The sequence below is a fragment of the Thauera sp. GDN1 genome (assembly GCF_029223545.1).
In the GTDB taxonomy this organism is placed as follows: domain Bacteria; phylum Pseudomonadota; class Gammaproteobacteria; order Burkholderiales; family Rhodocyclaceae; genus Thauera.
Genome location: NZ_CP097870.1, coordinates 472,246 through 496,917 on the forward strand (window position 1 = coordinate 472,246; position 24,672 = coordinate 496,917).

Consider the following 24,672-nt stretch of genomic DNA (forward strand, 5'->3'; position numbering starts at 1 on the left):
CGATGGCGCCATACGGGGCCGTCAGCGCCCGGCAAAGGTAAGCGAATTTTTCAGTCTTGCCATCCGTGATGCCCCTAGCTGGGTGATTCCGGTCCGGATCGGGGCGCCTCCGGGCCGGCATGGTGGTGTTGCGTCGCGACTACGCCCCCATGGCCATCAGGCTGGCGTTGCCACCGGCGGCGGCGGTGTTGATCGACAGCGTGCGCTCGTGCACCAGGCGGCCGAGGTCGTATTCGGGTGTGGGGCGCAGCAGCTGCAGGAGCGGGCCGCCGCGTGCGGCGATGCGCTGCTGCAGCGCGTCGGCCTCGGTGTCCTTGCCGTCGAGGAGCACCGCGCCGAGCGCCCTGTCGAACCAGGCCGCATCCACCGCGACGTGCGCACGCAGCGCGTCGGGTAGCGCCGCCTGCACCTTGCGCGCAGCGTCGCGGTCGGCGAGCAGCAGGCGGTTGCCGCTGGCCAGCGCGGCCATCAGCTGATGCAGCACGGCGGCGGCGCTGTCCGCGACGCCGGCAATCGTGCCGCGCGCGGTGAAGCGCAGGCTGTCGTCCTCGCCGGTGGGGCCGGGCAGGGCCAGGCGCAGGCCGCTGATGCGGCGCGCGCGGCAGGCGTCGGCGCGGTCGCGCAGCACGGCGAGCTCGTCGCCCTCGAGCAGGCCGCGACCGGCGCCGTCCAGCCATTCGAGCAAGTCGGCCAGGGCGGCATCGGCGGCGCGTGTCTCGTCGCCCTCGGTCACCGCGAGCGCGCCGTCGGCCAGCACCGGGCCCGGCGTGCGCGCGAGCAGGCGATGCAGGTAGAGCGGGCCGCCCGCCTTCGGCCCGGTGCCGGACAGGCCCTCGCCGCCGAAGGGCTGCACGCCGACCACCGCACCGATGATGTTGCGGTTCACATACAGGTTGCCGACATGGGCGCGCGCGGCGACGCGCTCGACGGTCTCGTCGATGCGGGTGTGCACGCCCATGGTGAGGCCATAGCCGCTGGCGTTGATCGCGTCGATCAGGCCGTCGAGCTCGGACGCGCGGTAGCGCAGCACGTGCAGGATGGGGCCGAACTGCTCGCGGCCGAGTTCGGACAGCGCGCCGATCTCGATGATCGTCGGCGCGACGAAGGTGCCGTGCGCGCATGCGGCCGGCAGCGGCAGGCGGGTGACGCGGGCGCCCTTCGCCTGCATCGCGGCCACGTGGGCTTCCAGCCCGTCGCGCGCATCGGCGTCGATCACCGGGCCGATGTCGACCCGGACGTCCGCCGGGTTGCCCACGCGCAGCTCGGCGAGCGCGCCCTGCAGCATGTGCAGCACGCCGTCGGCGATGTCCTGCTGCAGGCACAGCACGCGCAGCGCCGAGCAGCGCTGGCCGGCGGAGTCGAAGGCGGAGGCGAGCACGTCGGTCACCACCTGCTCGGGGAGCGCGGTGGAGTCCACGATCATCGCGTTCTGGCCGCCGGTCTCGGCGATCAGCGGCACGTTGCCGCCGCGCGCGGCGAGGCTGCGGTTGATCAGCGCGGCGACCTCGGTGGAGCCGGTGAACATCACCCCGCGCACGCGTGCATCCGCCACCAGCGTGGCGCCGACGGTTTCGCCGCGGCCGGGCAGCAGCTGAAGCGCGGCGGGCGGGATGCCGGCCTCGTGCAGCAGGCGCACCGCGAAGGCGGCGATCAGCGGGGTCTGCTCGGCCGGCTTGGCGAGCACCGGGTTGCCGGCGGCGAGCGCGGCGGCGACCTGGCCGGTGAAGATGGCGAGCGGGAAGTTCCACGGGCTGATGCACAGGACCGGGCCGAGCGGAACGTGGCTGGCGGCGTCGAAGCCGCGCGCCTGCTGGGCGTAGTAGCGCAGGAAGTCGACCGCCTCGCGCAGCTCGGCGACCGCGTTGGCCCACGACTTGCCGGCCTCGCGCACGGCCAGCGCCAGCAGGGTGTCGGCCTCGCGCTCGAACAGGGCGGCGGCGTGGACGAGCGCGTCGCTGCGCGTGCTGGCCGGGGTGGCAGCCCATTCGGGCGCTGCGGCGTTGGCGGCGGCGAGGGCGTACTCGATGTCGGCGGCTTGCGCTTCGGCGACGCTGCCCACGATGTCGCCGTGGTCGGCCGGGTTGCGCACCACTTGCGCAGCCGCCGGTTCCTGCGGTGCGCTTGCATCGTGTGCCGCAGTGCCGACTGAGCGATCGTGCGCGGCGGTGGTCCCGGCTCCTTGCTCAGCCTCGGCTCCAGTTCCGGCTCCGGCTGCGGCGGGCAGGGTGACGATGGGGCCCGCGGTGAAGGGGCTGCCGTGGGTCGCGGCGAGTGCCGCGGCGATGCGCGCGCGCACCGGCTCGCTGGCGAGGTCGTGGCCCGCGGAGTTGATGCGCTGTGCGCCGAACAGCTCGGAAGGCAGCGCGATCTTCGGATGCGGCGCGCCGGCGAGCGGCGCGGCCTGCTCGACCGGGTCGGCGATCAGCTCCTCGACCGGCACGCGCTCGTCGACGATGCGGTTCACGAAGCTGGTGTTGGCGCCGTTCTCGAGCAGGCGGCGCACCAGGTAGGCGAGCAGGGTCTCGTGGCTGCCCACCGGGGCGTAGATGCGCACCAGGCGGTGGCGGTCGGCGCGGCCGACGATCTGGTCGTAGAGCGGCTCGCCCATGCCGTGCAGGCACTGGAACTCGTAGTCGCCCGGCTGCCAGGCGCGGCCGTCGGCGGCGGCGAGGTGGAAGATCGCCGCCAGCGAGTGCGCGTTGTGGGTGGCGAACTGCGGATAGATCGCGTCGCGCGCGGCGAGCAGCTTCTTCGCGCAGGCGAGGTAGGAGACGTCGGTGTACACCTTGCGCGTATACACCGGGTAGCCGGCCAGGCCGTCGATCTGCGCGCGCTTGATCTCGGCGTCCCAGTAGGCGCCCTTGACCAGGCGCACCATCATGCGCCGGCCGCTGCGACGGGCGAGGTCGATGACGAAGTCGAGCACCTGCGGTGCGCGCTTCTGGTAGGCCTGCACCACGAAGCCCAGGCCGGTCCAGCCGGCGAGCGCGTCGTCGAGGGCGAGCGCCTCGAGCAGGTCGAGCGAGAGGTCGAGGCGGTCGGCCTCCTCGGCGTCGATGTTGAGGCCGATGTCGTGGCGCCTGGCGTGCAGGCACAGGGTCTTGAGCCTGGGCAGCAGCTCGGCGAGCACGCGCTCGCGCTGCGACCAGGTGTAGCGCGGGTGCAGGGCGGAGAGCTTCACCGAAATGCCGTTGCCGTCGACCACGCCGCGGCCCTTCGAGGCCGCGCCGATGGCCTGGATCGCGCGTTCGTAGTCGCGGAAGTAGCGCTCGGCGTCCGCCGCAGTCATCGCCGCCTCGCCGAGCATGTCGAAGGAGTAGCGGTAGCCTTGCTTCTCGTGCTCGCGGCCGCGCTTCAGCGCTTCATCGATGTCGCGGCCGGTGACGAACTGTTCCCCGAGCATGCGCATCGCCAGGTCCATGCCCTTGCGGATCAGCGGCTCGCCGCCGCGCGCCACCAGGCGGGTGAGGGCCGAGGACAGGCCCTCGGCGCTGCTGGTCGACACCAGCCGGCCGGTGATCAGCAGGCCCCAGGTGGCGGCATTGACGAACAGCGAGGGACTGTTGCCGATATGCGCGCGCCAGTCGCCGTCGGCGAGCTTGTCGCGGATCAGGCGGTCGGCGGTGGCCTTGTCGGGCACGCGCAGCAGGGCCTCGGCCAGGCACATCAGCGCCACGCCTTCCTGGCTGGAGAGCGAGAACTCCTTCATCAGCGCGTCGACGCCGGATGAGCGCGAGCGGGTGGCGCGCAGGCCGCTGACGAGCTCGTGGGCGAGGCTGCGGACGGGTTCGCGCAGGGCGTCGGGCAGGCGCGCGGCGTCGACCAGCTTCGGCACGCACACCGGTTCCGGCGTGCGCCAGGCGGCGTCGATCGCGCACCGGAGCGCGCTGCGCGCCGTGGCGGGCAGGGCCGCGGTTGCGGCGTCGAAGGCGGCAGGGGCGCTGGAGGGGATGGGGTCGGTCACGGCCGGGCACTCCTGGGCACGGAGGCGCGCTTTGCGGGCGCACCGCGGCGAGCGGTTGAAGGGGGGCGGGACATCCGCCCGAACGGCCGAATTCTTCGCCAAAAACCGCAGTTAATGGCTCCAAAGTTTGCGTTTATAGAGCCATAATTCCTGTACTGAAATTATTTTGCAGACAGAACGTCTGTTGCACTGCAATGGATCGCATCGATCAGAAGATTCTCCTCGAGCTGCAGGCCGACGCCCGCCTGTCCATCGTCGAGCTGTCGCGCCGGGTGGGCCTGACCAAGACACCCTGCGCCGAGCGCGTCCGCCGGCTGGAAAAGAGCGGCGTGATCCGCGGCTACCACGCCGACCTCGACCCCGACGCGGTCGGTGCCGGTCACATCGTCGTCGTCCAGGTGCTGCTGACCAGCACCACCGAGCAGGACCTGCGCCGCTTCAACGAGGCGGTGCGGCGCATCCCCGAGATCGAGTCCTGCCACATGATCGCCGGCGACTTCGACTACCTGCTCAAGGTGCGCACGCGCGACATCAACGAGTACCGGCGCGTGATGGGCGAGCAGATCTCCGGCCTGCCCTGCGTCAAGCAGACCCACACCTACGTGGTGATGGAGGTGGTGAAGGACGAGCGCAGCCTGCCGGTGCGCCCGCCCGTCTGACACGCCAGGGCGCGCGGTGCCGCGCAGGCGGCGCCAGGCGCCCTTGGTGTAACATTCCGGCCAAAGCATTCGCCGCTGCCAGTCCGGCAGCCGGTACTCCCGAGAGACATTCATGGTCCCGCACCTCACCACCGCACTCACCGGCCCCCTGCTCGAGCTCGAGCGCCAGTTCCTCGACAACGCCTGCGATATCGAAAAGTGGTTCCGCACCCAGTGGCAGGATCACATGCCGCCCTTCTACGGCTCGACCGACCTGCGCAACTCGGGCTTCAAGCTCGCGCCGGTCGACCTGAACCTGTTCCCCGGCGGTTTCAACAACCTCAACGACGCCTTCATGCCGCTGTGCGTGCAGGCCGCGCAGGCGGCGATCGAGCGCATCTGCCCGGACGCCAGCAAGCTGCTGCTGATCCCCGAGAACCACACCCGCAACCAGTTCTACCTGCAGAACGTGGCCAAGCTGGTGTCCATCCTGCGCCTGACCGGCCTCGACGTGCGCATCGGCAGCCTGCTGCCCGAGATCGCCGAGCCGACCGTGCTCGAACTGGCCAACGGCGCCGCGCTGACGCTGGAGCCGCTGCGCCGCAGCGGCAGCCGCATCGGCCTGGACAACTTCGACCCGTGCGCGGTGCTGCTCAACAACGACCTGTCGGCCGGCATCCCGCAGGTGCTGAAGGGGCTCGACGAGCAGTGGCTGATCCCGCCGCTGCACGCCGGCTGGCACAAGCGCCGCAAGTCGAAGCACGCCGAGTGCTACGACCGCGTCGCGCGCGCCTTCGCAGAAGAAATCGGCATCGACCCGTGGCGCATCAACCCCGAGTTCGGGGTGTGCGGCCAGATCAACTTCCAGGAGCGTACCGGCGAGGAGTGCCTGGCGGCGCAGGTGGATTCGCTGCTCACCCGCATCCGCGCCAAGTACAAGGAATACGGCGTCACCGACGAGCCCTTCGTGGTGGTCAAGGCCGACGCCGGCACCTACGGCATGGGCGTGATGACGGTGAAGGACGCCTCCGAGGTGGTCGGCCTCAACCGCCGCCAGCGCAACAAGATGGCGGTGGTGAAGGAGGGCCTGCAGGTGCACGAGGTCATCATCCAGGAAGGTGTGCATACCTTCGAGACGGTCGAGGACGGCGTCGCCGAGCCGGTCGTCTACATGATGGACCACTACGTGGTGGGCGGTTTCTACCGCGTGCACACCGAGCGCGGCCGCGACGAGAACCTCAACGCCCCGGGCATGCACTTCAAGCCGCTCGCCTTCGACACCAGCGGCACCATGCCCGACGCCGCCCAGGGCCCGGATGCGCCGCCGAACCGCTTCTACGCCTACGGCGTGGTCGCGCGCCTGGCGCTGCTGGCGGCCTCGGTCGAGATCGAGGAGACCGCCCCGGTCGAGGACGAGGACGCGCTGGCGGCGTGACGGAACGGTGACGCAGCCATGACCCGCAAGCTCAAGTTCCTCTTCATCCTCGACCCGCTCGCCGGGCTCAAGGCCTACAAGGATTCCAGCATCGCGATGATGCGCGCGGCCGCCGCGCGCGGGCACGAGGTGTGGACGACGCAGCGCGCCGCGCTGACCTGGCGCGACGGCGCGGTGAGCGCGCGCGCCCTGCAGATCCATCTGCTGGCGGGCGACGCGCCATGGTACGCCGCGGCCGGACCGGAGCAGTCGCAGGCGCTGGCGGCCTTCGACGCGGTGCTGATGCGCCAGGACCCGCCCTTCGACTTCGAGTACGTCACCGCGACCTGGCTGCTGGAGGACGCGGCCCAGGCCGGGGCGCGGGTGTTCAACAACCCGCGCGCGATCCGCGACCATTCCGAGAAGCTGGCGATCACCGAGTTTCCGCAGTTCATGGCGACCTCGCTGGTCGCGCGCGATGCGGTCGACATCCAGGCCTTCATCGACGAGCTCGGCGACGTGATCCTCAAGCCGCTGGACGGCATGGGCGGCAGCCAGATCTTCCGCGTCAGGAAGGACGACCCCAACCGCAACGTCATCATCGAGACGCTGACCCAGGAAGGGGCGCGCACGATCATGGCGCAGCGCTACCTGGCGCAGATCGCCGAGGGCGACAAGCGCGTGCTGATCATCGGCGGCGAGGTCGTGCCCTATTCGCTCGCGCGCATCCCGCAGGCCGGCGAGACGCGCGGCAACCTCGCCGCCGGCGGCCGTGGCGTGGCGATGGCGCTGACCGCGCGCGAGCGCGAGATCGCCGAGTACCTCGCCCCGATCCTGTGGGCGCGCGGCCTGCTGATCGTCGGCCTGGACGTCATCGGCGGTCATCTCACCGAGATCAACGTCACCAGTCCGACCTGCATGGTCGAGATCGCCGCGCAGCAGGGCTTCGACGTCGCCGGGCTGGTGATCGACAAGCTGGAGCAGGCGTGCGGCTAGGGATGGGAAACAGGGGGAATGGGGGACGGACCCCTATTCCCTTGAAATTGGGGTCCGTCCCCCATTTCCTTCTGGCGGTGTGTGCCATGCTCCTGCTGTCGGCGTGCTCGCGCGCCGAGGTCTTCCGCCACGAGGCCTTCGTGTTCGGCACCCGGGTCGACGTCGCGGTGTACGGCGACAGCCAGGCCGAGGCCGATGCGGCCGCCGGGGCGGTGCTGCGCGAGTTCGACCGCCTGCATCGCGCCTACCACGCCTGGGAGCCGTCCGAACTCACCGTGTTGAACGCAGCGCTCGCGCGCGGCGAGACCGCCACCGTGTCCGACGAGCTGGCGGCGATGTTGAAGGACGCGCAGCAGATCGCCGCCACCGGCGACCAGCTCTTCAACCCCGCGCTCGGCGGCCTGATCGCGCTGTGGGGCTTCCATACCGACAATTTCGTGCCGCAGCGCCCCGACCCGGCGCAGCTGCAGGCGCTGCTCGATGCCCGGCCGTCGATGGCCGACCTCGTCATCGACGGCAACCGGGTGAGCAGCCGCAACCCTGCGGTCCAGCTCGACCTCGGCGGCTACGCCAAGGGCTACGCGCTCGACCGCGCCGCCGCCATCCTGCGCGAGAACGGCGTGGCCAACGCGCTGATCAACATCGGCGGCAACGTCATGGCGCTCGGGAAGAAGGGCGACCAGCCGTGGCGCATCGGCATCCAGCATCCGCGCACGCCGGCGCCGCTGGCCACGCTGCCGCTCTACGACGGCGAGGCGGTCGGCACCTCGGGCGACTACCAGCGCTACTTCGAACTCGACGGCGAGCGCTACGCCCACCTCCTCGATCCGCGCACCGGCCAGCCGGCGCGCGGCACGCAGTCGCTGACCATCCTGATCACGCCGCGCGCGGGCGCCGGCACGCTGTCGGACGCGCCCAGCAAGCCGGCCTACCTCGCCGGCGAGCAGTGGCGCGAACACACGCGCCGATTCGGCATCGAACACGTGTTGCGCGTCGCGGCCGACGGCCGCGTCGAGGTCACCCGTGCGCTGCGCGCGCGGCTGCAGTTCCCGGCACCGATCGAGGTGACGGTCGTCGATTGAAACCAAGGGAGGGAATCATGGACATGACACCGCAAACCGCCTGGCTGGTCGCCATTTTCGCCGTCGTCATCGTGGGCGTCGTGGCCTTCTTCATCGGCCGCGGCACTGCCGGCACCAAGGCGCGCATCGACGAGTTGGAGGCCGAGCTGAGCACCAGGCGGGCCGAGGTCGAGGGCTACCGCAAGGAGGTCGAGCAGCACTTCGACAAGACGGCGACGCTGTTCGTGTCGATGGCGGGCTCGTACAAGGAGCTGTTCGAGCACCTGTCCTCGGGCTACGAGAAGCTGTCCACCGGCTCGGCGCGCGAGCTCTTCCAGCAGCGCGTGGATGCGCTGCTGATCGGTTCCGCACGCGGCGCGAGCAGCGGGGACGAGGCCGGCAAGCTGCTGGCGGGTGGCGCAGCGGCAGCCGCGGCGGGCGCGGCGACGGCCGATGCCGCCACCTCCGCTCCGGCTGCGGCCGGCGAGACATCGGAAGCGGGCGTGACTGCCGACCCGGCCGCCAAGATCGAACCGATGCCCGGATCGACCGAGTCCATGCCCGCGGGGGACACGGCGGAGGCCGCTCCCGTGTCCCGGCCCGAGCCCGCCGCAGGCGCTGCGGAAGCGTCGGACTCGTCCGCCGTGGACGAGTCCGACGAGCGCGTGCGCAAGGCCGAAGGCATCGCCTTCGATCCGGACGTCGATGACACCAAGCCCCGCAGCCACGAATCCCGCATCGACGCCATCTGAGAAACCGGCCGGGCGCGTGCCGCCCGGCCGCATCCCATGCACAAGAACGAACTCGACCGCCTCGCCATCGGCCTGATGGTGTTGTTCTGCACCATCTGGGGCCTGCAGCAGGTGGCGATCAAGCTCGCCAGCGCGGGGATCTCGCCAGTGTGGCAGGCGGGCTTGCGCTCGATCGGCGCCACGGTGATCGTGCTGCTGTGGTCCTGGCTGCGCGGCGTGCGGCTGTTCGAGCGCGACGGCACGCTGCTGCCCGGCCTGCTCGCCGGCCTGCTGTTCGCCATCGAGTTCGCACTGATCTTCCTCGGCCTGGAACACACCACCGCCTCGCGCGGGGTGATCTTCCTCTACACCGCGCCCTTCTTCGTCGCCCTCGGCGCGGTCTGGCTGCTACCGCAGGAACCCATGCGGCGGTCGCAGTGGGCAGGCATGGCGCTCGCCTTCGCCGGTATCCTGGTGCTGTTCGGCGAGCACCTGTTCACGTCCGCCGACGGGGCCTGGATCGGCGACCTGATGATCGTGCTGGCGGCGATGTTCTGGGCGGCGACCACGCTCACGGTGAAGGTCACCTGCCTGGCACGCAGCAGCGTGGAAAAGACACTGCTGTACCAACTCGGCGTGTCCGCCGTCGTGCTGCCCGTCCTGTCCGTGGCGCTCGGCGAGCCGGGCGTGTTCGCGGCGACGAAGGTCGTTTGGGCGAGCCTCCTGTTCCAGACCGCGATCGTGGCCGGCGTCAGCTATCTGGGCTGGTTCTGGCTGGTGAGGCATTACCCGGCCACGCGCCTGTCCACCTTCTCCTTCCTGACCCCGGTGATGGGGGTGCTGGCGGGCGGATTCATCCTCGACGAGGCGCTGTCCCGCACCGTGTTCGTCGCGCTCGCCCTGGTCGGCACCGGCATCGGCGTGGCCAACTGGCCTGCCCGTCGGCGCTGATCGCGCTGGAGTGCGCTCGCGCCTTCCCGCCCTGCGCAGCGTGTCCGATTTTCGCTCGTAGCTGTCGCGCTCAGACAAGTGACTGTCCTGCAACTGGCTTAACTTGATCCGTCCATAAAAAAAGGAGACAGGATCATGAGTGAAGACCAGCGCTGGGTGCTGACCGTGGCGTGTCCGAGCGAGTCGGGCCAGGTGGCGGCGATTTCGGGGTTTCTGGACAGCCACGGCTGCTACATCAACGAGTTCTCCTGCTTCGACGACGATTGCGGCGACCGCTTCTTCGTACGCGCCGTGTTCCGCCCCGGTTCGGACAGGCGCGGCATTCCGGCCACCCTGCGCGACGATTTCCGGCCCCTTGCGGAACGCTTCGGGATGGAGTGGAGCATGCATGCGCTCTCCGATCGGCCGAAGGTCCTGATCATGGTGTCGAAGCTCGACCATTGCCTGCGCGACCTGCTGTACCGCTGGCGCATCGGCGAGCTCAGGATCGACATCGTCGGCGTGGTGTCGAACCACCCGGACCTCGGCTTCCTCGCCGAGGTCGACGGCCTGCCTTTCCACCACCTGCCGATCAGCGCGGCGACCAAGGCCGAGCAGGAGGCGAAGCTGATGCGGATCGTGGATGAGACCGGCGCCGAACTGGTCGTGCTGGCGCGCTACATGCAGGTGCTGTCCGAGGACCTGTGCCGCCAGCTCGAAGGGCGCGCGATCAACATCCATCACTCCTTCCTGCCCGGCTTCAAGGGGGCCAAGCCCTACCACCAGGCGCACGCCCGCGGCGTCAAGCTGATCGGCGCGACCGCGCACTACGTGACCACCGACCTCGACGAGGGACCGATCATCGAGCAGGTCGTCGAACGTGTGAATCACGCCTTCAGTCCCGAGCAACTGCTGTCGGTCGGCCGTGACATGGAGTGCCAGGCGCTTGCTCGAGCAGTGCGCTACCACGTCGAGCGCAGGGTGTTCCTCAACGGAGCACGTACGGTCGTCCTGACCTAAAATGGGCAGTATTCAGCCATGACTCGCCGCGCTCGCCCCCGAGATCGACGGTGGGCAACAAGAACGTGAGGAGACGCAGGTGAAAAGTGGTGGGCTAGCCCCGGACCGCGGTGTCAATCATTGGTCGGGGCGGGGCGGTGACGAGCCGACTCGCTTCGGTTTCCTGCTGGTGCCGGGGTTCACCCTGGTCGGTTTCGGTGCGGCGGTAGACCCTTTGCGCCTCGCCAACATGGTGGCGAGGCGAACACTGTACCAGTGCGTCACACTGACCCTGGATGGTGCGCCGGTGCGCTCCAGCGCGGGTGTGTGCGTCACGCCCGACTGCGCCGCCGCTGACGCCATGGAGCTCGATGCGGTGTTCGTCATCGGTCCCAATCCGCTGCCCGTCTCCGGCAGCGAGCCGATCCTGCGGTGGTTACGCGCGCTGGCCGCTAAGGGGGTGGCGCTCGGTGGCGTCGACACCGGCAGCTACTTTCTCGCCTGCGCCGGGTTGCTCGATGGGTACCGCAGCACCATCCACTGGGAAGACATGGACGCACTGCTCGACCGCTTTCCGCGGCTCGTGGTGTCAACCAAGCTCTATGAGGTGGACCGCGACCGAGCTTCGTGCAGCGGCGGCATCGCGCCGGTGGAGATGATGATCCACCTCATCGGCTTGGGCGGTGGCGGGCACAAGATCGCCTCCGCGGTCGCGGAATTGATGATCTACGAACGCAGGGGGCCAGAAGAACGGCAAAGGACAGCGCTGCGCGACGTGGCGGCGAGCTCTCACCCGAAGCTGGTCGAGGCGATCAAGTTGATGGAGTGCAACATTGAAGAGCCGCTGACCATGGAAGAGGTCGCTGCGCACATGCAGTTCTCCGCCCGCCAGCTCGAGCGCCTGTTTCGTGAAACCCTGCACTGCACGCCGCGCCAGTATTACCTGCAGCTGCGCCTGGAGCGCGCCCGCCAGCTGTTGACCCGCACCAACCGCCCGATTGCCGACATCGTGATGGCCTGCGGTTTCGTCTCCTTTGCACATTTTTCCCATCGTTATCACGCCGGCTTCGGCATTTCGCCGAGTGCCGACCGGCGCCGCCACAATGCGGAAGGTGAGCGTTTCGCCAACGTCACCGCCGACGCCCGCGCGTCCTCGGAGCTTCTGCCCGTAAGAGTGGCCGACGACGTCCCTGGTTCGCGCGCCTGAGCATTCCTCGTCATCGACATGACCGCCTGTTGCGGGCGGTCGGTTTCCGAATTCCGACGGCGGAATTTGTCTGTTTCCGACAAAGTCGTTTTCACGAAAGCGCTCGTCGGCAGGCGGAAATCGGGTTCTTCCAGGCCTTCTTATCATTGGATCCACGTTACTTATGCCTGCGCGCAGGCGGTAACCGTGCAACCCGACCCATCCGCGACACCGAGGAGCGAAGACATGACGAATCTGGCTGGCGACATCAAGTCCATGACCGAAATGAAGGACCTGCTGCGCATCGAGAACGGCGAGAAGGTGAAGCACACCTTCTCCGATCAGGAGTACATCAACCGCCAGTCCAAGCTGCGCGCCTACATGGCGGCCAACAGCATCGACGCGGTGCTGTTCACGTCGATGCACAACATCAACTACTACAGCGACTTCCTGTACTGCTCCTTCGGCCGCCCCTACGCCCTGGTCGTGACCCAGGACAAGGTGGTGTCGATCAGCGCCAACATCGACGGTGGCCAGCCGTGGCGCCGCACCTTCGGCGACTACAACGTGGTCTACACCGACTGGCGCCGTGACAACTACTTCCGCGCGATTCAGCAGGAGATCCCCAACAAGGGTCGGGTCGGTGTCGAGTTCGACCACATCCCGGTCGAGCGCCTGGAGAAGCTGAAGGCCGCGCTGCCCAATGCGCAGATCGTCGATGTCGGCGCCGGCACCATGCGCATGCGCATGATCAAGTCGGCCGAGGAGATCGCCCTCATCAAGCACGGCGCCCAGGTGTGCGACGTCGGTGGCGCTGCGCTCGCCGCGGCCGTGCATGAAGGCGTGCCCGAGCACGAAGTGGCGCTGGCCTCGACCCAGGCGATGATCCGCGAGATCGCCAAGCGCTTCCCCGATTCGGAACTGATGGACACCTGGACCTGGTTCCAGTCGGGCATCAACACCGACGGCGCCCACAACCCGGTGACCACGCGCCGCGTGCAGAAGGGCGACATCCTGTCGCTGAACTGCTTCTCGATGATCTCGGGCTACTACACCGCGCTCGAGCGCACCATGTTCTACGACCACTGCGACGACGCCTCGCTGAAGCTGTGGGAAGTCAACGTCAAGGTGCACGAAGCCGGCCTGGCGCTGGTGAAGCCGGGCATCCGCTGCTGCGACGTCGCCGCCCAGCTCAACGAGATCTTCGCCGAGCACGGCCTGCTGCAGTACCGCACCTTCGGCTACGGCCACTCCTTCGGCGTGCTGTCGCACTACTACGGTCGCGAGGCCGGCCTCGAGTTCCGTGAAGACATCGAGACCGTCCTCGAGCCGGGCATGGTGGTGTCGATCGAGCCGATGATCATGCTGCCCGAAGGCATGCCGGGCGCCGGCGGCTACCGCGAACACGACATCCTGGTCGTGACCGAGAACGGTGCCGAGAACATCACCGGCTTCAAGTACGGCCCCGCGCACAACATCATCAAGCGCTGAGCGCGAGCCGCACACTCCGTCATCGGGACAAGGTCCAGTCAAGCCTTGCTCCGATGACGGAGTGTCTTGTGCACCGCAGGCACGGAAGCTGAAGTCGGTGCCATGCGGCGGCCCGGATACGCTCCGCCCAATATCGAAAGAGGAGACCAAGAGATGAAAAGTGTGCACATTTCCGAGCTGACCTGGCCCGATTACGACGTCAAGGTCCGCGACGGCAGGACGCCGGTGCTCATCCCGGTCGGCGCGCTGGAGCAGCACGGGCCCCACATGTCGATGAACCCGGACGTGCTGCTGCCCACGGCCATTTCGGAGCGTGTCGCGCAGCGCATCGACGCGCTGGTCGCGCCGCCCATCGCCTATGGCTACAAGTCGCAGCAAAAGAGCGGCGGCGGCAACCACATGCCGGGCACGACGAGCCTGGATGGCCAGACCGTGACCTCGACGATCAAGGATGTCCTCAAGGAACTCGCACGCCACGGGGTGCGCAAGACCGTGCTGGTCAATGGCCACTACGAGAATTCCGCCTTCATCGTCGAAGGGGTGGACCTCGCGCAGCGCGAGCTGCGTTGGGACGGCATCAAGGACTTCTCCACCGTGGTCCTGTCGTACTGGGACTTCGTCACCCAGGAGGCGATCGACGCCATCTACCAGGGCGAATTTCCGGGCTGGGCTGTGGAGCACGGCGGCGTGCTCGAGACCTCGCTGATGCTGCACCTGCATCCGCGACTGGTCGACATGGAAAAGGTGTGCGACCACGCCCCCGCGCAGTTCCCGCCCTACGACTTCTTTCCGATCAAGCCGGAATGGACGCCCGCCTCGGGCTGCCTGTCGTCGGCCAAGCGCGCCTCGGCCGAGCACGGCGAGACCCTGCTCGAGGTCTGCGTCGAGGGCATCAGCCGCGAGCTGGCGACTGCTTTCGACTGAAGCCTGCGCTCGCGATCCGCCTGCCGCGCGGACGCGCGGCAGGTCCCGCGACATCACGTCTGGAGGGCTCGCACTACGATCAAGCAATACCGTTCTGAATGAGCGAGGTTCGCTCCCGATTGCGGGAGCTATTGCGCCGGGCCCGCCGCCACACTCTCCCCTTGGTGGCGGCGGGCATCAGGCAGGTCGACAGAAGGATCAACCTTCGTCGAACCGAAAAATGAGGAGACAGACATGAATTCATGGGTACTCGATCTATTCGTTTTACTCAACGGCGTGATGCTGGCCATCGTGTTCGGCACAGCGTGGGTGCGTTCGTCGCGCCTGCGTCGTCAGGGCCGGAGGTGAGCCATGGACTACAACATGCTCAACTGGGGGCTGATGATCGTCACCTTCGCCGTGATGATCGGTATCGGCGCAATGTCCTCCCGCAAGGTCAGCGACAGCGATGAAGGCGGATTCCTGCTGGCCGGCCGGACGCTCGGCCCCTTCGTCGGCGCCAGCACGATCGTGGCCACCGGCTTCAGCGGCTGGGGTTTCATGGGCTCGCCCGGGGTGACCTACGAGTACGGTGCGATCGAAGTGCTGGGCAACTTCTTCTTTGCCCCGGCGATGATGATCGCGGTGCTGTTCTTCGCCAACTCGATGCGCAAGCGCGCATTGAAGATGGGCAGCAACACGATTCCCGAGTACATCGCACAGATCCACGGCGGCGGAGACGGTGGTCGCCTGCTGCAGGGTGTGGCCGCCTTCATCACCATCGTGCTGCTGATGGTCTTCCTGGTCAGTCAGATCAAGGCGGTGGGGATGCTGGGGGCGTCGTGGCTCGGCATCGACATGACCACCAGCGCCTGGCTGATGATCTCGATCATCATCATCTACACGATGTGGGGCGGCCTGGCGGCGGTGGCGTGGACCGACACCGTAATGGTGTGCGGCATGGTGCTGGGTGCGCTGGTGATCACCGCGCAGATGTTCTTAAGTGTCGATCTCGGCGAATGGGCGGCCAAGCTCAACGCGATCAACCCGTCCCTGCTCAACCCCGAGACCGCGGCGCCCTATGGCGAAAGCAAGGCTTCGGTGTTCTACGTGCTGCCCTACGCCTTCCTGTTCGCGGCCGTGCTGCCCTACATGGCGGTGCGCTTCCTGGCCTTCCGGGCGGACGTGAGGATGCACCATGTGGGCGTGTATGTGGCGGTGATGGGCGGCCTGTTGAGCCTGATCCCGATCGTCGGCCTGTACATGCGCGCCTACGGTCCGGCGCTCGCCGAGGCCGACCAGGCCATGCCGATGTACCTGCAGACCTTCATGCATCCGGCCATCCAGGGGGTGATCACGCTGTTCATCATCTTCGCGATGAAGTCGACCGCCAACTCGATGCTGCACACCGTGGCCTCCGCGACTTCGCACGATCTGCGCCTGGCGCTCAACAAGCATGCGCAGCACGACTCGCCGGGCGCGCTGGCGATCAACCGACTGGCGGTGGTCGTGCTTGGCCTGCTCGGGCTGCTGATGATGATGTACGCCCCGCCCTTCATGCTGTCCTGGCTGGGCATTCTCGGCTCGGGCACCTTGCTCGCGGCGATGATCGGGCCGGTTTTCATCTCCACCTTCTGGCAAGGCAACGTGGCCGGTGCGCTGACGGCGATGGTGGTGGGCTTCTTCACCAGTGCCGGTCTGCTCACGCTGACCAGCCTGGGTTGGGTCGAAGGGCCGCTGATCGGCTGCCTGGCGTCGTCCGCGTGCTACGTGGTCGTGTCCCTGGCGACACGGCGGCCGGCAGGCGCGAACGCAACCGCGCGCCGCGTGTGACGCAGCGCGCTGGCGCGCAGTGCCCTTGATCGACATGGGCGTGGCGGGTGCATGCAGACGCGCTCGTCACGCCTGAGTCAGCATCGTTCCATTACTTTTTCAGCGGTGGTGTCATGACGAGTCCGGTCCCGCAGTTCAGTGCCGAGATCTTTCCGAGCGAGACGGTTGCGGGCCTGGCGCGCCTGGAGCAGACGGTCCGAACCTTGCACGCACTGGGTCCGGACTTCGTGTCGGTGACCTATGGCGCGGGAGGCAGCACGCGCGGCACTTCGCAGGTCGCGCTGGACCGCCTGCGGGCGGCAGGCATCGCCGCCGTGCCGCACCTGTCGGCGCTCGGGGCGAGCCGGCAGGACATGCGGAGTCAGCTCGACACCTGCCGCGACGCCGGCGTGCGCCGGCTGGTCGTACTGCGCGGCGACGCCCCATCGGGGCTGCGCGCGCACGGTGAGTTCACCTTCGCCACCGACCTCGTGCGCTTCATCCGCGAGGAGACGGCCGGGCGCTTCCACATCGACGTCGCCGCCTACCCCGAGTGCCATCCACAGGCACGCTCCGCCGACGCGGACCTCGCCCATTTCAAGGCGAAGTTCGATGCCGGGGCCAACTCGGCGATCACCCAGTATTTCTTCAATGCCGACGCCTACGCCGATTTCCTGGAGCGCTGCACCGCGGCCGGCATCCACGCGCCGATCGTGCCCGGGGTGATGCCCATCGGTCGTTTTGCGCGCCTGGTGCAGTTCTCCGAGGCGCGGGGCATCGAGGTGCCCCGCTGGATCCGTCGCCGTATGGAAGCCTTCGGCGACGACAATGCCTCGATCCGCGCCTTCGGCATCGAGGTGGTGGTGCGGCTGTGCGAACGGTTGCTGGCGATGGGCGCGCCCGGCCTGCACTTCTTCAGCCTCAACGACGGCGATCGTGTCGCCGAAATCTGGCGCGCGCTGGGCTTGCCCCCCAGGTTGGGCGCCGGTGCAACCACCGCGCTGACACGCTGAGCAGCGCCGGACCCAGCATCCGCCACCTGAGTCTCGCTAGGGCCGCGCGCAATGCGGGCCTAGACCATCCGTTCGCAATTCCCTCTCGGCGGCAGTCGGCGCTGAGTCGATCTCGTCCGCGTTCCGCGAGCGTGCGGAGGGGAGGCTTACTCCTGCGCACATGTCGATGCAGCCCTGTGCCTTCGCGCCAATCGAGTCCCGCGCCTCACTGCATCCGACGCGCAAAAGCATGTCGATAACGCGAAAGGATCTGTCGAGATCAAGCAACGCGGATCGACCGAACATTCCCATACTCAGTCCGCAAATACAAATTGATGTGCGGATAAGGCGGCTGAATCAGCTGAGGCGAACAGCAGAGTCCGTAGCACCAATCTTCCGCTTCAGGGAAGGGTATGCGCAATGCGATGCATGTCATCGATCAAGGCATTCAGCTGGATCTGGATAAATGTCCGGGCGGACATATCCCCATGCTGAAACGGTGATTCAAGAAAACAAGTAAAGAGGATGAGGAGCGACATGATTCCGAAGAAGAGCTTTACCGCACTTTTGAGTACTTGCTGCGTTGCCCTGTGGGCGGTCAGCGCAGGGAATGCCAGCGCGACGGAAAGCTGGCAGAACACGAACGTCACCGTCGGTTACACGACGCAGTCGAAATTCGACCCGGTATTCGGCACCGGCACCGAGGACGAGAAACTGACGACCGTGCGTCTCGAGCATTTCGGCGTCCACGAGTACGGCGACAACTACTTCTTCATCGACACCTATCACGGCAAGGACGTCGGCAACTATCTTGGGGACGGTGCCGGGTCGTTCGGTGTCGACACCAGTAACCAGTATTTCGGCGTGTGGAATCCGCGCCTGAGTCTTTCCAAGATCTCCGGTGCGAATCTATCGTTCGGGATCGTCAAGGACGTGAATCTGGCTGCTCGCCTCGAGCGCGGAGCGTACGCGAACTTCCGCGCGGACAACTTCGGCATCGCCCTGGATCTCGACGTGCCCGGCTTCAGCTTCTTCGAGACGGACTTCTACGCCCGTCGTGCCAGATTCACCGGCGATGGGGGGGACGCGGTCAACACGCTGTTCTGGCGCACCTTCGCGATCCTGCCGTTCGAGGTCGGCGGGTTCCAGTTCACGTGGTCGCCCCTGCTGCTCGTGAATTTCAATAACGAGGATCGCGGTACCACGGTCTTCGTCCAGCCCGATCTGTGGTTGAAGATCAATTCGCACTTCGATATCGGTTATCGCCACGAGTACGCGAGATACAAGAGGACCGATGCCGAAGCGGGAGGCAGCTATTCCCGTCACATGCCGACCTTGCAGGTGCGCTGGAACTTCTGACCCTGAGGCAGCAGGCGCCGCGAGCGTTCCGTGTCGATAACGCGAAAAGATTTGGCGGCATCAGGACAGTTACCCCTGGACGGCATTTGCATACTGCACCTGACGGTCGTTCGATTATCGATCAATAAGAATAATTGATTGATCGCGGGAAAATCGTCAGATACGCCGAGGTACTTGTTCGAAGGAGGAGCAGGGCGCTCGCGGCGAAGCGTGGATCCCCGAGAGCGGGGCACGACGATCGAAAGGGCGCTGGCAGCGCGCTGATGTTCAGGACGCAGAAAATTAAATAATCGAGAGGTAGACGAAAGTGACGACCAGAGAAACCCACCACAGCCGGCCGTCGAGTGACGAAACGTCATTCGAACCGGTGACGATTCCACGCTTTACCGGGCGCGACCTGCCGGATGCGAGCCGATTCCTCATCCAGTTCATTCCCCCGCTGGCCATCATCCTTCTCATCGCAACGGTGCTGATGAATCCGGACGGTGTGGCCTCGGTCATCTCCGAGCTGCGGACCTTGGTCACCGGCGGATTCACCTGGCTGTTCGTGGTGTATTCGCTTTTTGCCGTCGCCGTGTGCGCCTGGCTCATCTTCAGCAAGGTCGGCAGCCGTGTCCGCCTGGGCGGCCCCAACGCGAAGCCCGAATACAGCAACTTCGCCTGGTACTCGATGTTGTTCGCCTGCGGCCAAGGCATCGGCCTGATCTTCTGGTCGGTGGCCGAGCCGATCATGCTGCGCGACGAGAGCCCCGTCGTGCAGACGCTGGGCGCCAATGTTGCCGGCAACGGCCTCGTGTGGTCCTACTTCCACTGGGGGTTCACCGCCTGGGCCATGTACTGCGTCGTCGCGGTGTGTCTGGCGTATTCGCACCACAACCTCGGCAAGACCCTCACCTTCCGCGAGGCCACCGTCGATCTGTTGCCCAAGTGGGCGCGCGGGGGCGCTGGTGTGGTGATCGAGCTGCTGGCCATCATGGCCACCATCCTCGGCCTGTCCACCTCCTTCGGCTTCGCTGCCATGCAGTTCTCCTCCGGGCTCACGTCCTTCACGGGGCTCACTTCGGGGCCTGCACTGTGGCTCTTCGTCATCGTCGGCTTCGGCACCTTGGCGGCGATCTCGGCCTTCTTCGGCATCAACAAGGGCATGCGACTGCTCAGCGAGATGAACTCGATCCTGAGCATCGTCCTGGTCGTCGGTGTCTTCGTGTTCGGCCCGACGGTCTTCATCCTGTCCAACATGACCGAGAGCTTTGGTGCCTACGCGATGAATTTCGTCGCCATGAGCTTCTGGACGGATGCGTCCAGCACGGCCAAGGCGCTGGGGTCCTGGAAGGACAGCTGGAACGGCTGGTGGACGGTGTTCATCTGGTGCTGGGTGATCGCTTTTTCGCCCTTCGTCGCCGGCTTCATCGCGCGTATCTCGCGCGGCCGCACGCTGCGTGAGTTCGTCATCGGCGTCACCGTCATCCCCTCGCTGATCGTCATGGTGTGGATCGCCGTCATCGGGGCCGCCGCGATCTACTATGACGACCTGAGCGCGCGTGGGGTGTCCGCTGCGGTTGGCAAGGACGTTTCCAGCGGCCTGTTCGTGATGCTGGATGCGATGCCTGTCGTCGGCAGCGTGCTGATGATCGTGGCGACCGCGCTGGTCGCGACCTACTACATCACCTCGCTGGATGCGGGCACCTACGCGCTGGCCGACTTCGTGTCGGCGCCGAAACCTTCGGGCGCGCGCTTCCGCGTCGTCCTCGTGTTCAGCATCGCGTCGGTCACCACCGTGCTGCTGACGCTGGGTGGTACCGCCGTGGTCGATACGGTGCAGACCGGCACAATCATCGGCGGCGCCCCGTTCTCGATCGTGATCCTGCTGATGATCGTCAATACGATCCGGCGGCTGCTCAAGCGGGACAGCGCGATCAGGGACCTGGAGAAGGTCGTGAATAACCCCGACCCGAACGTGAAGATCAAGGTCGACGAGCACGGCTATGTCCTCACCATAAAGGACGGCGGTCAGGTGCCCGTCGCGGCGGGTGCCCGCTGAGCGCCCCGAGCACGCTGCCGCCGGGCCCCTGGCATCCGGCGGCGTGATCAGGATCGACGCGGCACCGGCGTCGATCGCGGTCCGGCCCGGCAGTCACGTCAAGTGGCTGCCGGGCTTTCTGGCTTCGCCGGGATGGGGCGTGCTGGCCGCCCTGCGCCCCGGATGTCCGCATCTGTCAATTTCATGTCCCGACCGGACAAACCGGGGCATCGAAATCGTGTTAACGTCCATAAGGAATTTTTCGGTTTTCTAGGGCCTCGAGACGCTCGAGGCCGGGTGAATGTGCATGCCTGCTGATGCGAAGGTGCTGGTCGTCGACGACGATGCCGTGACCCGTGCGTGTCTGGTCGACTACTTCGCGGCCGAGGGCTACGACGTCCGTGAAGCGGAGACGGCCGAGGACGCCGAGCGGCAACTGGCCGGGGAGTCGGTCGACCTGGTGCTGCTCGACATCCGCTTGCCGCGCAAGGACGGATTGACGCTGACGCGCGAGCTTCGGGTGCGCTCCGAGGTCGGCATCATCCTGGTGTCGGGGCGGCAGGACGAGGTCGAGCGTATCGTCGGTCTCGAATGCGGTGCCGACGAATACGTCACCAAACCCTTCAATCCGCGCGAGATCCTGGCGCGCGCGAAGAACCTGATCCGTCGCGTGCGTCATGCAGCGGTGGCGGCCCCCGTGTGCGAGCGTGCCGCCCTGCCGGTGTACGAGGGCTGTGTCCTGCATGAGGACGGCCGCCAGCTCAGCCATGCCGACGGTGTGCTGACGGCGCTCACCGAGGGCGAGTTCCAGCTACTGCGCGCGTTCCTGGCCCACCCCGGGCTGACGATGAGCCGCGACGCGCTGATGGACCAGATCCGCAATCGCGAATGGGTGCCCAGCGATCGCACCGTGGACGTGCTCGTCGGTCGCCTGCGGCGCAAGCTGCGCGACGATGCGGCCAGCCCCAGGATCATCCTCACCGTGCACGGGGCTGGTTACCGCTTCAGTCCCGCCGCGCCTGCGCGCGCATGAAGCGCCTGCTGGCGCTGCTCCTGCTCGCCGTCTGTGCGCCGCAGGCGCAAGCGCGTGATCTGATCGCCTGCGGCCACCCCGCCTATCCGCCGGTTTCCTGGGTCGCGGACGGCGAATTGCGCGGGCTGGCGCCGACCCTGGTGCGCGAGCTGTTCGGTGAGCTCGGCCTGAGGGTGCGTCTCGAAGCCTTCGGCAACTGGAAGCGCTGTCTGCAGGAGGTCCGCGCGGGGCGCGCCGACATCGTGGTCGCGGCCTACCGCAACCGGGAGCGTGAGCAGCAGTTCGCGTTTTCCGCGCATTACCTCGTCGCCGACCCGATCGCGCTGTTCGTGCGTCGAGACCGCCGCTTCGCCTTCGAGGACTGGGAAGACCTGCGCGGCCGCAGCGTCGGATTGCTGCTGGGGGACAGTTTCGGCGAGCGTTTCGACCGCTTCGCCGAGGCGGCGCTGAAGGTAGAACGCGTGTCCACCGGCCGCCAGAACGTGCGCAAGCTCGTGCTCGGACGCATCGATTTCATGCCCATCGGGCGTGACAGCGGGCGTTTGCAGAGCAGGCGTCTGGGTTACGACGACCTGGTCGAAGCCTTGCCGCAGGCGCTGGTCACCGAGTACTACCATGTGGCGGTACGCAAGGGCTCGGATCTGGAGGTGCTGCTTCCCGAGATCGACCTGCGCCTGTCGGCACTGCATGCCGACGGCAGCATCGCCCGCTGGTTGCAGGAGCACGCGGAGCGCTACCTGGCCGAGCCCCTGGACGCGGAGGCCATCGATGAAAGGCTGGATTGAACGCGTTCTGCGCCGCTTGCCGGGCTATCGCCAGGAGCACCCGCTCGCCCACCGCCTGACGATGTACGTCCTCGTCTGCAGCCTGGGGTTCGCCCTGCTCTCGACCGCGCTGCAGCTGGGAATCGAATATCGGCGCGAGATGCGCCTCATCGAGCAGCGCCTCGAGCTGATTCGCACCGGCTACGTCGCCAGCCTGGCCCGCAGCCTGTGGGACGTAGACGACGAGCAACTGCGGCTGCAGATGCAGGGCATCCTGTATTTCCCGGACGTGAGCGCACTGCGACTCGAAGGCACCGAGGCCACCGGGGTGAGCGCGATGCGCCTGCCCGGGCAGGCGCCGCGGGTGTCGACACGCGAGCATGCCTTCATCCTCAGCCACGCAGCCCCCGAAGGTGTGCGCGAACTCGGGCGGCTGGTGGTGCAGATCGACCTCGACGCCGTGCTCGGCCGCCTCGCATGGAGCGGCGTCACCATCTTCCTAAGCCAGACCCTGACCCTCCTGATGATCGCCGGCGTGCTGGTGGTCATCTTCCAGTGGCTGGTGACCCGTCACCTCGAAAGCATGGCGCGCTATGCCCGCCAGCTCGGCGAGGGGCAGCTCGATGCGCCGCTGACGCTGGCCCGGGCTCCGGCGAAGACGCCGGACGAGCTGGATGCGGTGGTGGCCGCGCTCAACGACATGCGCCTGGCGATCCGCCAGGAGATCGGTCGCCGCCAGCGTGCCCACGAGCAGCTTGCCTTCAGTCGCGACCAGCTCAAGGACCGGGTCGAGAAGCGTACCCGCAGCCTGCGTGCGGCCAAGGAAGCGGCCGAGGCGGCGAACCGCGCGAAATCGCAGTTCCTCGCCACCATGAGCCACGAGATCCGCACGCCGATGAACGGCATGCTGGGCATGATCCAGCTCCTGCGCCAGCGTCCCTTGCCGGCGCCGGTCGGCGCCGAGCTGGAGGTCCTGCATCAGTCCGGCGAGTCCTTGCTGGCCACCTTGAACCACGTGCTCGATTATGCGCGCCTGGAGGAGGGTGCCTACCTGCCCGAATCGGTCGGGTTCTCGCTCAGGCAGCTGGTCGACGGTCAGCTCCGGCTGGTGGATGCCGCCGCGCGCCAGAAGGGCCTGGCGCTGGTGGCCGAGGTGGAAGAGGCGCTGCCCGATGCATGGTGCGGCAGTGTCGGCGGGCTGCGGCAGGTGATCGCCAACCTGCTGTCGAACGCGATCAAGTTCACCCCGGCCGGGCAGGTGACGCTGCGCGTACACCTCGCGCCGGGGGAGGCCACGGGGCGGCTGCGTTTCGAGGTCGAGGACAGTGGCATCGGCATCGATGCTGCGCAGATCGAGCGCATCTTCGACCGCTTCACCCAGGCCGATGAAAGCATCACCCGCCGCTTCGGCGGGACGGGGCTGGGCCTTGCGATCTGCCGCAAGCTGGTCGAAGGCATGGGCGGGACCCTCGATGTATCCAGCACCGCCGGGGTGGGCAGCCGCTTCTGGTTCGACGTACCGCTGCAGCGCGCAGCCGTCGAACGCACGACCGGATCGGAAAGCGTCGTCGATGGCATGCGCGACGATGCCGCGGCCGACGGGCCTAGCCTGAGCCTGCTGCTGGTGGAGGATGTCGCCATCAACCGCCAGGTGCTGGTCGGCTTGCTGGAGAACGCCGGCCACCTGGTGTTCAGCGCCGAGGACGGTGTGCAGGCGCTGGAGATGTGTCGCCAGCAGGGTTTCGATGCGATCCTGATGGACATGCATCTGCCCGGCATGAGCGGCGCGGAGGTGAGTCGCCGAATCCGTTGCGACGCCGACAGCCTGAATGCGGGCGCGCCCATCGTGGCACTGACGGCGAGCGTCGCGCCGGAAGATGTCCGCCACTACCTCGACAGCGGCATGGACGCGGTGGTCGCCAAGCCGATCCGACTCGACAACCTGCGTCAGACCCTGACCAAGGTGGTGCGTGGCCAGTGCGCGCCGGCGCTCGTGAGCGCCCCGTTGCAGGATGGTCCGCTGGATGGACGTCTGCTGGCGATGCACGCCTCGGTGTTCGGCCCGGCGCGCCTGTTGGCGATGCTGGCGCAACTTGCGGTGCAGGCGGAAAGCGGCGCCGCTCAGCTGGCCGAGGCGCTGCAGCGCGAGGATCTGTACGAGGCCGAGGCGGTTGCGCACAGGCTTGCCGGCGCTTGCGAGCTGCTGGGCCTGGGGGAATGCGGCCGCATCTTGCGTGCGTTGGAGAGGACGGCGGCCGCCGACGATCTGTCCGCCTGCCGCAGCCTGCTCGAGCAGTTCAACGGCCGTATCGAGCCGGACATCGCTGCGGGGCGCGACTACGCCGCAGCCATGGCCCCCGCCTGAACCTGCGCCGCGGC

General features: G+C 67.4%; 18 protein-coding genes. 17 read left to right on the forward strand and 1 reads right to left on the reverse strand.

Annotated elements, in window-relative coordinates; all coding sequences use genetic code 11:
- Nucleotides 1-139: 139 nt before the first annotated feature.
- A complete protein-coding gene (putA, locus tag CKCBHOJB_RS02080; protein WP_281050382.1) occupies nt 140-3,964 on the reverse strand; it encodes a trifunctional transcriptional regulator/proline dehydrogenase/L-glutamate gamma-semialdehyde dehydrogenase in 3,825 nt (1,274 codons plus the stop codon).
- Between the two features lie 194 nt (nt 3,965-4,158).
- Between putA and CKCBHOJB_RS02085 the strand changes: the two genes are divergently transcribed.
- The 17 genes from CKCBHOJB_RS02085 to CKCBHOJB_RS02165 all read left to right on the forward strand — a co-directional run bounded on the left by CKCBHOJB_RS02085 (nt 4,159) and on the right by CKCBHOJB_RS02165 (nt 24,658).
- Nucleotides 4,159-4,623: an Lrp/AsnC ligand binding domain-containing protein gene (locus CKCBHOJB_RS02085; RefSeq protein WP_281050383.1), complete on the forward strand. Its 465-nt coding sequence runs from the start codon at nt 4,159-4,161 to the stop codon at nt 4,621-4,623.
- Nucleotides 4,624-4,735: 112 nt separating this feature from the next.
- A complete protein-coding gene (gene gshA, locus CKCBHOJB_RS02090; RefSeq protein WP_281050384.1) occupies nt 4,736-6,037 on the forward strand; it encodes a glutamate--cysteine ligase in 1,302 nt (433 codons plus the stop codon).
- 18 nt (nt 6,038-6,055) lie between these two features.
- On the forward strand, nt 6,056-7,012 hold the full coding sequence (gene gshB, locus CKCBHOJB_RS02095) for a glutathione synthase (protein WP_281050385.1): 957 nt from the start codon (nt 6,056-6,058) through the stop codon (nt 7,010-7,012).
- A gap of 86 nt (nt 7,013-7,098) precedes the next feature.
- Nucleotides 7,099-8,094: an FAD:protein FMN transferase gene (locus CKCBHOJB_RS02100; RefSeq protein WP_281050386.1), complete on the forward strand. Its 996-nt coding sequence runs from the start codon at nt 7,099-7,101 to the stop codon at nt 8,092-8,094.
- Nucleotides 8,095-8,117: 23 nt separating this feature from the next.
- The gene (locus CKCBHOJB_RS02105) at nt 8,118-8,825 is read left to right on the forward strand and encodes a DUF1043 family protein (RefSeq protein WP_281050387.1); all 708 of its coding nucleotides are present in this window, start codon (nt 8,118-8,120) and stop codon (nt 8,823-8,825) included.
- Nucleotides 8,826-8,861: 36 nt separating this feature from the next.
- A complete protein-coding gene (locus CKCBHOJB_RS02110) occupies nt 8,862-9,755 on the forward strand; it encodes a DMT family transporter (protein ID WP_281050388.1) in 894 nt (297 codons plus the stop codon).
- 135 nt (nt 9,756-9,890) lie between these two features.
- Nucleotides 9,891-10,754 (forward strand): formyltetrahydrofolate deformylase, encoded by an 864-nt coding sequence (gene purU / locus CKCBHOJB_RS02115; protein ID WP_281050389.1) that lies wholly within the window; start codon nt 9,891-9,893, stop codon nt 10,752-10,754.
- 79 nt (nt 10,755-10,833) lie between these two features.
- Nucleotides 10,834-11,940: a GlxA family transcriptional regulator gene (locus CKCBHOJB_RS02120; RefSeq protein ID WP_281050390.1), complete on the forward strand. Its 1,107-nt coding sequence runs from the start codon at nt 10,834-10,836 to the stop codon at nt 11,938-11,940.
- A 225-nt stretch (nt 11,941-12,165) separates the two neighbouring features.
- Nucleotides 12,166-13,410, forward strand: coding sequence for a M24 family metallopeptidase (locus tag CKCBHOJB_RS02125; protein ID WP_281050391.1), 1,245 nt, complete (start codon nt 12,166-12,168; stop codon nt 13,408-13,410).
- A 153-nt stretch (nt 13,411-13,563) separates the two neighbouring features.
- The gene (locus CKCBHOJB_RS02130; protein WP_281050392.1) at nt 13,564-14,334 is read left to right on the forward strand and encodes a creatininase; all 771 of its coding nucleotides are present in this window, start codon (nt 13,564-13,566) and stop codon (nt 14,332-14,334) included.
- 351 nt (nt 14,335-14,685) lie between these two features.
- Complete coding sequence (locus CKCBHOJB_RS02135) at nt 14,686-16,146, forward strand: hypothetical protein (RefSeq protein WP_281050393.1); 1,461 nt, start codon at nt 14,686-14,688, stop codon at nt 16,144-16,146.
- 47 nt (nt 16,147-16,193) lie between these two features.
- On the forward strand, nt 16,194-17,138 hold the full coding sequence (locus CKCBHOJB_RS02140; protein ID WP_281050394.1) for a methylenetetrahydrofolate reductase: 945 nt from the start codon (nt 16,194-16,196) through the stop codon (nt 17,136-17,138).
- Nucleotides 17,139-17,654: 516 nt separating this feature from the next.
- Nucleotides 17,655-18,476 carry a hypothetical protein gene (locus CKCBHOJB_RS02145; RefSeq protein ID WP_281050395.1) on the forward strand — a complete coding sequence of 274 codons (822 nt, stop codon included), beginning with the start codon at nt 17,655-17,657 and terminating at the stop codon, nt 18,474-18,476.
- Nucleotides 18,477-18,783: 307 nt separating this feature from the next.
- Nucleotides 18,784-20,517, forward strand: coding sequence for a BCCT family transporter (locus CKCBHOJB_RS02150; RefSeq protein ID WP_281050396.1), 1,734 nt, complete (start codon nt 18,784-18,786; stop codon nt 20,515-20,517).
- A gap of 286 nt (nt 20,518-20,803) precedes the next feature.
- Nucleotides 20,804-21,529, forward strand: coding sequence for a response regulator (locus CKCBHOJB_RS02155; protein ID WP_348634855.1), 726 nt, complete (start codon nt 20,804-20,806; stop codon nt 21,527-21,529).
- Nucleotides 21,526-22,314 (forward strand): transporter substrate-binding domain-containing protein, encoded by a 789-nt coding sequence (locus CKCBHOJB_RS02160; RefSeq protein WP_281050398.1) that lies wholly within the window; start codon nt 21,526-21,528, stop codon nt 22,312-22,314. The genes CKCBHOJB_RS02155 and CKCBHOJB_RS02160 overlap by 4 nt, the downstream gene beginning before the upstream one ends.
- Nucleotides 22,298-24,658, forward strand: a complete 2,361-nt coding sequence (locus tag CKCBHOJB_RS02165) for an ATP-binding protein (protein WP_281050399.1) — start codon at nt 22,298-22,300, stop codon at nt 24,656-24,658. The genes CKCBHOJB_RS02160 and CKCBHOJB_RS02165 overlap by 17 nt, the downstream gene beginning before the upstream one ends.
- Nucleotides 24,659-24,672: the final 14 nt, after the last annotated feature.